6 protein-coding genes are annotated in these 12,046 nt (G+C 66.1%); all 6 read left to right on the plus strand.

Annotation, left to right across the window (positions count from 1 at the left end):
- Positions 1-228: 228 nt before the first annotated feature.
- Positions 229-2,142: a putative bifunctional diguanylate cyclase/phosphodiesterase gene (locus tag FHS02_RS11295; protein WP_137313511.1), complete on the plus strand. Its 1,914-nt coding sequence runs from the start codon at positions 229-231 to the stop codon at positions 2,140-2,142.
- A gap of 42 nt (positions 2,143-2,184) precedes the next feature.
- A complete protein-coding gene (locus FHS02_RS11300; RefSeq protein WP_137313512.1) occupies positions 2,185-7,089 on the plus strand; it encodes a HAMP domain-containing protein in 4,905 nt (1,634 codons plus the stop codon).
- Positions 7,089-7,985 (plus strand): CheR family methyltransferase, encoded by an 897-nt coding sequence (locus FHS02_RS11305; RefSeq protein WP_137313513.1) that lies wholly within the window; start codon positions 7,089-7,091, stop codon positions 7,983-7,985. Before FHS02_RS11300 ends, FHS02_RS11305 begins: the two co-directional genes overlap by 1 nt.
- A gap of 515 nt (positions 7,986-8,500) precedes the next feature.
- Positions 8,501-10,573: a methyl-accepting chemotaxis protein gene (locus FHS02_RS11310; RefSeq protein WP_137313514.1), complete on the plus strand. Its 2,073-nt coding sequence runs from the start codon at positions 8,501-8,503 to the stop codon at positions 10,571-10,573.
- An 18-nt stretch (positions 10,574-10,591) separates the two neighbouring features.
- Positions 10,592-11,359 carry a YceI family protein gene (locus FHS02_RS11315; RefSeq protein ID WP_137313515.1) on the plus strand — a complete coding sequence of 256 codons (768 nt, stop codon included), beginning with the start codon at positions 10,592-10,594 and terminating at the stop codon, positions 11,357-11,359.
- Between the two features lie 91 nt (positions 11,360-11,450).
- Complete coding sequence (locus FHS02_RS11320; RefSeq protein WP_137317355.1) at positions 11,451-12,044, plus strand: phosphohydrolase; 594 nt, start codon at positions 11,451-11,453, stop codon at positions 12,042-12,044.
- Positions 12,045-12,046: the final 2 nt, after the last annotated feature.

The raw sequence follows: 12,046 nt of genomic DNA on the forward strand, positions 1-12,046 counted from the left end.
CTGGCTGTCCGCATTTTGCCTGGCGGTAAACTGCCCGGCCGGGCGATCCGCCAATCGTGCATCGGCCCCACACCCTCTGCAGTATTCTGCCAGATTGTTTCCTCTTGTAATTGTTTTTTTGCTATATTCCCATACGGGCCGTGGCTGAATGTGCTTGACTCGCGCCCGCACAGGCGTATCTTTTACGGCAACAAAACTACAACCAAGTCCAGACCGGGTGGCGTCCTTGTGCATATCCCCAAAGTCCTCCTCGTAAACAACGATCCCGCCAGCCTGCTGGCGCTGGAAAACCTGCTGGCCCCCGATGCCGACGCGTCCGGCTATGAGCTCGTCATGGCGGCCTCTGCCGACGCCGCGCTGCGCGAAGTGCTGCGGCACGATTTCGCCGTCATCCTGCTGGACGTGCGGATGCCGGACATGGATGGCTTCGATACCGCCGCCGCGATCCGCTCGCATCCGCGCTCGGCCGTGGTGCCGGTCGTCTTCATCGCCGCCGCGTCTGCCGCGGCATCTGATCAGGCGCTGCGGCTGCAGGCCTACCAGCATGGCGCGGCCGATTACCTGTGCGCACCGCTGGAGCCGCTGGTGGTGCAGGCCAAGGTGCGCACGTTCGTCGAACTGACCCGCAAGCACCTGCAGTTGCAGGCGCAGGCCGAGGAATCACGCCGCATCACTGCCGAACTGCGCTCGCAGCGGCTGCAGGACCTGGAGCGGTCCAACCGCGAGCTGGAACTGGAAGTGGCCGAGCGCAAGCAGGCCGAGCAGCGCGCGCACGAGCTGTCGACCAAGGATCCGCTGACGGGCCTGGTCAACCGCCGCTCGCTGATCCAGCACCTGGAACACGCGGTGGCATCGTGCGACCGCCGGCGCAGCCAGTTCGCGCTGCTGTTCCTGGACCTCGACGAGTTCAAGCAGATCAACGACGGCTTTGGCCATGACGTGGGCGACGAACTGCTGCGGCAGGTGGCGGCGCGCCTGTCCGCGGCGGTGCGCGCGTCGGACGTGGTGGCGCGGCTGGGCGGCGACGAATTCGTCGTACTGATCGAAGGCAAGGCACCCGGCGAGAACGCGGCCCGGGTGGCGCGCAAGATCGCCCATGCGCATGCGCGGCCGTTTTCGATCGGCGGGCACCGTATCCACACGTCCACCAGCATCGGCATCGCCGTCTACCCGCACGATGGCGCCAGCGCCCGCGCGCTGATGAAGAACGCCGACCTGGCAATGTACCGCGCCAAGGAAGAGCGGGAGCACCCTGGCCGGGGCGGCGGCCAGGGCGGCAACATGCGCTTCTTCCACGAAGAGATGAACCGCCGCGAGCACGAGCGCGAGCTGTGGACGGGCGAGCTGCGCCATGCGCTGTCGCACGGCCAGCTCGCCCTGCTGTACCAGCCACTGGTGAGGCTGGGCGGCGGCGGCGTGGGCGGCGTCGAGGCAAAGCTGGTGTGGAACCACCCGCGCCTGGGCCGCATCGACGCCGCCGCCTTCGTGCCCGCGGTGCAGGACCGCGGGCTGCTGGAGCGCGTCGATTCGTGGATGATGGCCGCGGTCTGCGCGCAGGCCGCCGCGTGGCGCGGCCCCGCCGGTACCGGGCCGCTGGCCACGGGCCCGCTGGCCACGGCACGTGTCGCGCTGAACCTCGTCGCGCCCGCGCTGGGCCCGGACCTGCCGGCGCGCCTGCTGGCCGAGGTGCGCCGGCACCTTCTGCCGGCCGGCGCCATCGTGCTGGAACTGTCGGAAACGCTGCTGGGCGCGCACCACGCCACGATCGAGCCGCTGCTGCGCCAGCTGCAGGCCAATGGCGTGCTGCTGGCGCTGGACGACTTTGGCCATTCCGGCACCAGCCTGGCCGCCTGCAAGAAGCTCGGGCTGGACATCCTGAAGATCGACGACGCCTTCGTGCGCAACATCGGCGACGACGCCGGCGGTACCGACCTGGTGGCCGCCATCGTCCACCTGGCGCGCGCGCTGTCGATGGAAGTGACCGCGACCGGCGTCGCCCACCCCCACCAGCTTGCCGTCCTGGCAACGCTGGGTTGCGACAACTGGCAGGGCGCGCTATTCTGCGCCCCGCTTGGCGCCGCCGAACTGGCGCAGGCACTGCCGCAGCTGAACCTGGCCGACTTGCTTGAACAACATTCCTGAACAATACTCCTGAACAATACTGCTGACTACAAGGACTGGTCGATGAACGACATGACCGAACTGCCCGAGGAACTGGATCTGAAGCTGATCCTGCAAACCCTGATGGCATTGAAAAAAGGCGATTTCTCGGCGCGCATGCCATCGGACTGGACCGGCGTATCCGGCAAGATCGCCGACACGCTGAACGACATCATCGACACCAACGACCGCATCGTCAAATCGGTCACCGAGGTCTCGCGCGTGGTCGGCCGCGAGGGCCGGCTGACGCAGCGCGCCTCGGTCAGCAACGTGTCGGGCGGCTGGGCCACGATCATCAGCGCGACCAACACGCTGATCGACGACCTGGTGCGCCCCACCACCGAGATGGCGCGCGTGATCGGCGCCGTGGCGAAGGGCGACTTGTCGCAGACCATGGCGCTGGAAGTCGACGGCCACCCGCTGAAGGGCCAGTACCTGCGCGCCGCCACCACCGCCAATACGATGGTCGAGCAGTTGCTGTCGTTCTCCTCCGAAGTCACGCGCGTGGCGCGCGAAGTCGGGACGGAAGGCAAACTCGGTGGGCAGGCACAGGTAAAAGGCGTGGCCGGCACGTGGAAGGACCTGACCGACTCGGTCAACTCGATGGCCGGCAACCTGACCTCCCAGGTGCGCAACATCGCCGAGGTGACCACCGCGGTGGCCAACGGCGACCTGTCGAAGAAGATCACGGTGGACGTGCGCGGCGAGATCCTGCAGCTGAAGGACACCATCAACGTGATGGTGGACCAGCTGCGCTCCTTCGCGTCCGAGGTGACGCGCGTGGCGCGCGAGGTGGGCACGGAAGGCAAGCTCGGTGGCCAGGCCTACGTGCCCGGCGTGGGCGGCACGTGGAAGGACCTGACCGACAACGTGAACTTCATGGCCTCGAACCTGACGGGCCAGGTGAGGAATATCGCGGCGGTGACCACCGCCGTGGCGAACGGCGACCTGTCGAAGAAGATCACGGTGGACGTGAAAGGTGAAATTCTCGAGCTGAAGAACACCATCAACGTGATGGTCGACCAGCTGTCGTCGTTTGCCTCCGAAGTGACCCGCGTGGCGCGCGAGGTCGGGACGGAAGGCAAGCTGGGCGGGCAGGCGCAGGTAAAAGGCGTGGCCGGCACGTGGAAAGACCTGACCGACTCGGTGAACTCGATGGCGGGCAACCTGACCGGCCAGGTGAGGAACATCGCCGACGTGACGACCGCGGTGGCGAACGGCGACCTGTCGAAGAAGATCACGGTCGACGTGAAAGGCGAGATTCTCGAGCTGAAGAACACCATCAACGTGATGGTCGACCAGCTGAACTCGTTTGCCTCGGAAGTGACGCGCGTGGCGCGCGAAGTGGGCACCGAAGGCAAGCTCGGTGGCCAGGCCAACGTGCCCGGCGTGGCCGGCACCTGGAAGGACCTGACGGAAAACGTCAACCAGCTGGCCGGCAACCTGACCGGCCAGGTGAGGAACATCGCCGAGGTGACCACCGCGGTGGCCAACGGCGACCTGTCGAAGAAGATCACGGTCGACGTGAAAGGCGAAATCCTCGAGCTGAAGAACACCATCAACGTGATGGTGGACCAGCTGTCGTCGTTCGCGTCGGAAGTGACGCGGGTGGCGCGCGAGGTGGGTACCGAAGGCAAGCTCGGTGGACAGGCCTACGTGCCCGGCGTGGGCGGCACGTGGAAGGACCTGACCGACAACGTGAACTTCATGGCGTCGAACCTGACGGGCCAGGTGAGGAACATCGCGGCCGTGACCACCGCCGTGGCGCGCGGCGACCTGTCGAAGAAGATCACGGTGGACGTGAAAGGTGAAATCCTCGAACTGAAGGACACCATCAACGTGATGGTGGACCAGCTGTCGTCGTTCGCGTCGGAAGTGACGCGGGTGGCGCGCGAGGTCGGTACCGAAGGCAAGCTCGGTGGCCAGGCCAATGTGCCGGGCGTGGCCGGCACATGGAAGGACCTGACGGAAAACGTCAACCAGCTGGCCGCCAACCTGACCAACCAGATGCGCGCGATCGGCGAAGTGGCGACGGCGGTGACGCGCGGCGACCTGTCGCGCTCGATCCAGGTGGAAGCGCGCGGCGAAGTCTCGTACCTGAAGGACAACATCAACGAGATGATCCGCAACCTGAAGGAAACCACGCAGAAGAACGCGCAGCAGGACTGGCTGAAGACCAACCTGGCGCGCTTCACCCGCCTGCTGCAGGGGCAGCGCGACCTGCAGGCGGTGACCAAGCTGATCCTGTCCGAACTGGCGCCGCTGGTGTCGGCCCACCACGGCGTGTTCTACATGATGGACTCGCAGATGGACGATGCGCGGCTGCGCATGATCGCCAGCTACGGCTACCGCTCCAGCCGCAAGCTGCCCACCTCGTTCCTGCCGGGTGAAGGCCTGGTCGGCCAGTGCGCGCTGGAAAAGGTGCGGATCTGGCTGACGGACGTGCCGCGCGACTACATCGTGGTGTCCTCGGGGCTGGGCTCGGCGCCGCCGACCAATATCGTCGTGCTGCCGATCCTGTTCGAGCAGCAGGTCAAGGCGGTGATCGAGATCGCCTCGCTCGACCGCTTCACCGAAACCCACCTGTCGTTCCTCGACCAGCTGATGGAATCGATCGGCGTGGTGCTGAACACGATCGAGGCGAACAGCCGCACCGAATCGCTGCTGACCCAGTCGCAGTCGCTGGCGCAGGAACTCCAGCAGACCAACCAGGAACTGGCCGAAAAGGCGCGGCTGCTGTCGGAACAGAACATCGAGGTGGAACGCAAGAACCGCGAGGTGGAACAGGCCAAGCTGGCGCTGGAGGAAAAGGCCACGCAGCTGGCCCTGTCGTCGAAATACAAGTCCGAGTTCCTGGCCAACATGTCGCACGAACTGCGCACGCCGCTGAACTCCCTGCTGATCCTGGCGCAGCAGCTGGGCGACAACCCCGAGGGCAACCTGTCGTCGAAACAGGTGGAATTCGCGAAGACCATCCACGGCTCCGGTTCCGACCTGCTCACGCTGATCAACGACATCCTCGACCTGTCGAAGATCGAATCGGGTACCGTCACGCTGGACGTGTCGGAGTACCGCTTCGCCAACCTGCGCAACTACGTCGACCGCACGTTCCGCCACATGGCCGAGGCGAAACACCTGGGCTTCGCGGTGGCGCTGAAGGACAACCTGCCCGCTTCGCTGATGACGGATACCACGCGCCTGCAGCAGGTCCTGAAAAACCTGCTGTCGAACGCGTTCAAGTTCACGTCGCACGGCCAGGTGTCGCTGGACATCGGCCTGGTCGAGCATGGCTGGAGTCCGGACAACCCGAACCTGGCCAATGCCGACGCGGTGCTGGCGTTCTCGGTGCGCGACACCGGCGTGGGTATCGCGTCGGACAAGCTGCAGCTGATCTTCGAGGCCTTCCAGCAGGCCGACGGCTCCACCGCCCGCAAGTATGGCGGCACCGGCCTGGGCCTGTCGATCTCGCGCGAACTGGCGCGCCTGCTGGGCGGCGAGATCCGCGTCGAATCGACCGTGGGCAGCGGTTCCACCTTCACACTGTACCTGCCCTACAACCGGGCCGGCTTCGTCACCATCGACCAGCCCCGCCCCGCCACGCAGCGCGCGATGCCGCTGCCGCCGAAGGTGATCTTCACGCAGCCGCCGGCCGATACGTTCGCGATGGATGCGGCCGGGCCGGCCGGGGATGCCGATGCGGATACGGACAACGCGCCCTATGGTTCGACGCTGGACGATCGCGGCCTGACGGCGCCGGGCGATCCGTCGGTGCTGATCATCGAGGACGACGACCGCTTCGCCAAGATCGTGCTGGAATTTGCCCGCGAAAAGAACTTCAAGGGCATCGTCACCGTGCACGGCGACTCGGCCCTGTCGCTGGCGCGCGATTATGCGCCGTCGGCGATCCTGCTCGACCTCGACCTGCCGGACATCGACGGCTTCACCGTGCTGGACCGGCTGAAGCGCGATCCCGGCACCCGGCACATCCCGGTGCATGTGATGTCGGCGTCGCGCGAGCGCGAACGGGCGCTGCGCTCCGGCGCGATCTCGTTCATGAACAAGCCGGTCAGCAAGGAAGCCCTGGCCGAGCAGTTCGCGCGGATCCAGAAGTTCCTGCTGGGCGGCAAGCGCAGCCTGCTCGTCGTCGATGACGAACCGGGCCAGCGCGACGCCATCGTGACCCTGATCGGCGCCACCGATGTCGATATCACCGCCGTCGGCACCGGCGAGGACGCGCTGGCGGCACTGCGCACCAGCCACTTCGACTGCATGGTGCTGGATCTGACCCTGCCCGACATTTCCGGCTTCGACCTGCTCGACATCATCGGCAAGGACCTGACCTTGCGCGACCTGCCGGTGGTGATCAATACCGCCAAGGACCTGAACCGCCGCGAGGTGGCCAAGCTGAAACGCTATGCCAAGACCATCGTGATCAAGGATGCTCGCTCGCCGGAACGGCTGCTGGATGAAACGGCGCTGTTCCTGCACCGTTCGCAGGCCAGCCTGCCGGAACCGCAGCGCCGCATGCTGGAGCAGGTGCACGCGCTCGACTCGGGACTGGCAGGGCGCAAGGTACTGATCGTCGACGACGACCTGCGCAATATCTTCGCGCTGTCGTCGCTGCTCGAACGCGAGCAGATGCAGGTATCGTTCGCCGAGAACGGCCGCGACGGCATCGAAGTGCTGGAGCGCGATCCGACGATCGAGATCGTGCTGATGGACATCATGATGCCGGAAATGGATGGCTACGATACGATGCGGGCGATCCGCCGCATCCCGAAGTTCAAGTCGCTGCCGATCATCACGCTGACGGCCAAGGCCATGAAGGGCGACCGCGACAAGTGCATCGCCGCCGGCGCGTCCGACTACATCACCAAGCCGGTGGACGTGGCCCAGCTGCTGTCGCTGATGCGCGTGTGGTTGCATTGATGGCGACATCACTGCGCGGGGCGGCGGGCACGGCGATCGAGGCGGCGGACGGGACGATCGTCGAGCGCCGCCATGTGCCGGACCCGGACGTGGAGGAACTGGAACTGTCGCTGCTGCTCGAGGCCGTGGCGCAGCGCTTCGGTTTCGAGTTCCGCAGCCACGACCGGGCCGCGGTCAAGCGCAAGCTGCACGGCCTGATGGCGCGGCGCGGCTTGCGCACCGTCTCGCAGCTGCAGGACCGCGTGCTGCACGATGCGGCCGCGTCGAGCGCGCTGCTGCGGGCGCTGGGCGTGGCGCCGGCATCGATGTTCGACGATCCGGACGAAGCGCGCCAGCTGCTGGCCGTGGCCGAGGGTTGCCTGCCCGGGGCGCCGCTGCCGAAGGTGTGGCTGGCCGATTGCGCCGGCGCCGAGCAGGCCTGGACGGCGGCCGTGCTGCTGGCCGAGCGCCAGCTGCTGTGGCGTACCGAAATCTACGCGACGGTCCCCAGCGACGAATTGCTCGAGGAAGCGCTGGGCGCCTCGATCCCGCTGGAAAAGATGGGCGAATACCAGCGCTGCTATGAGCGGGCCGGCGGCAGCGGGCGCCTGTCCGAATACTTCCAGCTCGACGGCGGGCGGCTGGTTCCGGTACCGCAGCTGAAAAGCCGCATCGTCTGGGCCCAGTACAACCTCGTCACCGATGCGTCGTTCAATGAATTCCAGCTGATCGTGTGCCGGCGCGCCCTGCCCGACTTCGGCCCTCTGCTGCGGCGGCGCGTGCTGCACCTGTTCCACGACAGCCTCGCCGTGCTGGGCGTGCTGGGCATCGACCGCGAGCTGGATGAGGAAGCGCGGCAGGCCGGGCAGTATTCCCGGTTGATCGCCGGGCAACCCTGGTACAAGCGGATTGCATGATCCGCGCAATCGTCCGGCACAATTGCCGCGGTAACTTTTCAAACGCCCAAAAAAAACCGGCCGCAATCTGAGGAGGGGACCGGTTAAAACGCTTTCTATCGAGAGCGCGGGGATTGACTCGTGCCTGCCGGGCGACTACCGGTATCAGAAATTCCATTTCGGAGAAACTGCCGCGGCCGCGAAAAATCGTGCCGGATTGAGGAATCCGGCAACCTGCCGCGCAATAGCGATCGCGCGGTATGGGTACACTTTGCCATTGTTGACAAAAATCAGGCTTAGAACTTCATTAAGGAAACTTCGTCAAGCTTTCCTTTTCAACTACCTACGGGATTCCACGTAGTTGTCGGCGCAATACAACGGTCGGGAGCCCGGCAAAAAGCTTTATTTAAGTTTCCCTGTAGCATGTCGATAATGAGTGGGTTATTCGCGGTGATTGGGAGTTATTTCGAGCTATCCCGGATTATTCGTGCTCCCGCCAGTTGTCCGATTTACCATTTAATAGCGTTTTTATTTCAATGAAAAATTCCACTTTCAATCTTCGCAACTGGAGCGTCGGCTCGCGCATCACGGCGATGACGTTCGGCCTGCTGTCCGTCACGCTTGCGGTCCTGATCACGATCATCAGCGTCAGCACCAGCCGGATGCTCGAGGAACGGTCCATTGCCAGCGTGCGGCAGGACCTGACGGGTGTGAAGAACATGGTGGAACTGTTCAATACCGCCGTCACCAGCGAGGTCAATGCCTTCGCCAAGGTCCTGGCAGCCGATTTCCACGGCGAGTTCTCGCTCGATCCCGCCACCGTCATCGAGGTGGGCGGCCGCAGTACACCGGCGCTGAAGATCGGCGACACCGTGCTGAACAATAATTTCACGATTCCCGACAATTTCACCGCCGCGAGCGGTGGCGGCGCCACGATCTTCGTAGCGACCGGCGAGGATTTCGTGCGCGTGTCCACCACCACCAAGAAGGAAGACGGCAGCCGCGCGGTCGGCACCATCCTCGACCACAAGCACCCCGGCTACGCCGTGCTGCGCGGCGGCCAGCCCTACGTGGGCCTGGCCACGCTGTTCGGCAAGCAGTTCATCACCCGCTACGACCCGGTGCGCGATGCCGGCGGGAACGTCGTCGGCGTGCTGTACGTCGGTGTCAACGTCTCGAAGGAGATGGCCACGCTGAAGGAGCGCATCGCTTCGATCAAGGTCGGCACCACCGGCTACTTCTACGTGCTCGATTCGACGCCGGGGGCCAACTACGGCAAGCTGGTCGTCCATCCCAAGCGCGAAGGCGACGTGATCGCCGATTCGAAGGATTCCGACGGCCGCCTGTTCATCCGTGAAATCCTGGAAAAGAAGGAAGGCATCATCACCTACCCCTGGCTGAATCCGGACGAGACCAGCCCGCGCGACAAGATCGTCGCGTACGCGACGTTCAAGGACTGGAACTGGGTCATCGCCGGCGGCGCCTATCGCGCGGAAATCACCGCCGAGGCGACGCATCTGCGCAACTGGTACATCGCTGCCGGCTTCCTCGCGCTGCTCGGCTTCTCGGCAGTGATGTTCTTCGGCGTGCGCAGCTACATCACACGCCCGCTGCGCCAGGTCGAACAGGCCGCCACGCAGATCGCCGCCGGCGACCTGACCGTGCAGCTGGCCGTCGACGGCGACGACGAGATCGCCCGCCTGACGCGCGCGATGAACGGCATCAGCGCCAGCCTGTCGGCCGTGGTGGGCCAGGTGCGCAGCGGCGCCGACCAGATCGCCATGGCGTCCGGCGAAATCGCCAGCGGCAACCAGGACCTGTCGCAGCGCACCGAGCAGCAGGCCGGCAACCTGGAGGAAACGGCCAGCTCGATGGAAGAACTGACGGCGACGGTACGCCAGAATGCGGAGAACGCGCGCCAGGCCAACCAGCTGGCGCAAAGCGCCTCCGACGTGGCGGCACGCGGCGGCATGGTCGTTTCGCAGGTGGTCGATACGATGGGCTCGATCGATGCGTCGGCGCGCAAGATCGTCGACATCATCGGCGTCATCGACGGCATCGCGTTCCAGACCAATATCCTGGCGCTGAATGCGGCGGTGGAAGCGGCACGCGCCGGCGAGCAGGGCCGCGGCTTCGCCGTGGTCGCGGGCGAAGTGCGCACGCTGGCCCAGCGCAGCGCTGCGGCCGCGCACGAAATCAAGGGACTGATCGGCAACTCGGTCGGCCAGGTGGAAGCCGGCAGCAAGCTCGTCGAGCAGGCCGGCGCGACGATGCAGGAAGTGGTCGACAGCGTACGCCGCGTCACCGACATCATGGCCGAGATCCGCACCGCCAGCGACGAACAGTCGGCCGGCATCGAACAGGTGAACACCGCGATCACGCACATGGACCAGGTGACGCAGCAGAATGCGGCACTGGTCGAGCAGGCCGCCGCGGCGGCCGCGGCGATGCAGGAAGAAGCGGCCACGCTCGCGCAGGTGGTACGCCAGTTCCAGCTCGATGAATCGCTGGCTGCGCAGGCAAAAAAAACCCGCGTCCAGGACGCGGGTGAAAGGATTCAAATCGGGAGAGATTTGAAAGAGCGAGGCCATCTTCTCACGTCGAGATGACACGACAATGACATCGCCATGTCCAGCACGCCCCCGATAGCCCTTCGTGCCCTGGCCCGCCAGCGCTACGCCGCGGCGGCCGCCGCCGTGGCTGCGGGCCTGCTGCTCGCAGCCTGCGCGGCGCCCGATGCTGCCCCCGGGGCAACGCCCGCCACGCCCCCGCCTGCCGCACCGGCCGCCGCGCAGCCGGCCGATCCGTTCGCCGCACTGCTGGCCGGCCGCGCCGCCGGCCCGATCCTGCGCATCGCCGACGACGCGCTGATCGCGATCACCGTGCGCCGCGGCGGCGCGCTGGCCCGGCTGGGCCATGACCACGTGGTGGCGGCACGCCGCATCGACGGGCGCGTCGACCCGGCGGCCGGGCTGGCCGTGCTGCGCTTCCGCCTCGACGAGATGACGGTGGACGAGGCCGTGCTGCGCCACGAAGCCGGGCTGGCGACGCAGCCTTCGGCCGATGCGATCGCCGGCACCCGTGTCAACATGCTGACGAAGGTGCTCGATGCGCAGCGCCATCCGTTCGTCGAGGTGCGCGTGCAACGCGGCGCGCAAGCCGGCATGCTGCAGGCGGACATCACGCTGCATGGCGTGACGCGCCGCTACACGGTGCCGGTGGCGATCGAGCCGGGCCCGCAGGGCTTGACGGCGCGCGGCGCGCTGACGCTGCGGCAGACCGACTTCGGCATCACGCCGTTTTCCGTGATGGGCGGCGCGATGGCCGTGCAGGATGCGCTCGAGATCCGCTTCGCACTGCCCGCTCGCCCCGTGGCGCCGGACGCGGTACGATAGCGTCATGAAATGCACCCGGAACGGCGCCGGCAGTCGCGGCGATATCGAGAACAGGCCGGAGGCCAGACCCGGCACGCGCGCCTGGGTTCGCATGCCATCCGGCAAGCGCCTTGACCTGTTGAACCCCACCCCCTTCGACTGGGACGACGCCGACCTGGCGCTGGGCCTGGCGCGAACCTACCGCTGGGGCGGCCATTCGGCCTGGCCGCTGCCGCTGTCGGTTGCCCAGCATTCGCTCACCGTCCTGCAGTTGCGGCGCATGGCGTCGGCCGCGCAGCTCGATCCGGTCACCGAGCTGCGCGAACTGCTGCACGATGCGGAAGAAGGCCTGCTGGGCTTCGACTGCATCTCCGTACTGAAACCCTTTCTTGGCGAAGCCTTCCGCGAACTGACGCGGCGGCTCGAACACGCCGTTTTCCTGGGCTACGGCCTGCCGGCCTGGACGCCGTCTCAATACCTTGCGCACAAGCGTGCCGACCGGCTTGCCGCCGCCAGCGAGGCCGTGCATGCCGTCGGCTGGTCGCCGGAGGAGGTGCGCCGGACGCTGAAAATCCGCATCCGGCCGTTGACCGAGGATCCGTTGCAACCGGTGTACGGCGGTACGCCCTGGGAGCCATGGCCGCCGGGACTGGCGGCCGAACGTTTCCTCACTGAAATGGCCAGATTGAAACAATGTATCGGTTGAGA

It is taken from the genome of Pseudoduganella umbonata, from assembly GCF_014192225.1.
GTDB lineage: Bacteria > Pseudomonadota > Gammaproteobacteria > Burkholderiales > Burkholderiaceae_D > Rugamonas > Rugamonas umbonata.

What these genes read in the sequence shown, in the direction of transcription:
- FHS02_RS11300 (WP_137313512.1), top strand. Translation starts at nt 2,185, where the DNA reads ATGAACGACATGACCGAACTGCCCGAGGAACTGGATCTGAAGCTGATC.
- FHS02_RS11305 (WP_137313513.1), top strand. Translation starts at nt 7,089, where the DNA reads ATGGCGACATCACTGCGCGGGGCGGCGGGCACGGCGATCGAGGCGGCG.
- FHS02_RS11310 (WP_137313514.1), top strand. Translation starts at nt 8,501, where the DNA reads ATGAAAAATTCCACTTTCAATCTTCGCAACTGGAGCGTCGGCTCGCGC.
- FHS02_RS11315 (WP_137313515.1), top strand. Translation starts at nt 10,592, where the DNA reads ATGTCCAGCACGCCCCCGATAGCCCTTCGTGCCCTGGCCCGCCAGCGC.
- FHS02_RS11320 (WP_137317355.1), top strand. Translation starts at nt 11,451, where the DNA reads ATGCCATCCGGCAAGCGCCTTGACCTGTTGAACCCCACCCCCTTCGAC.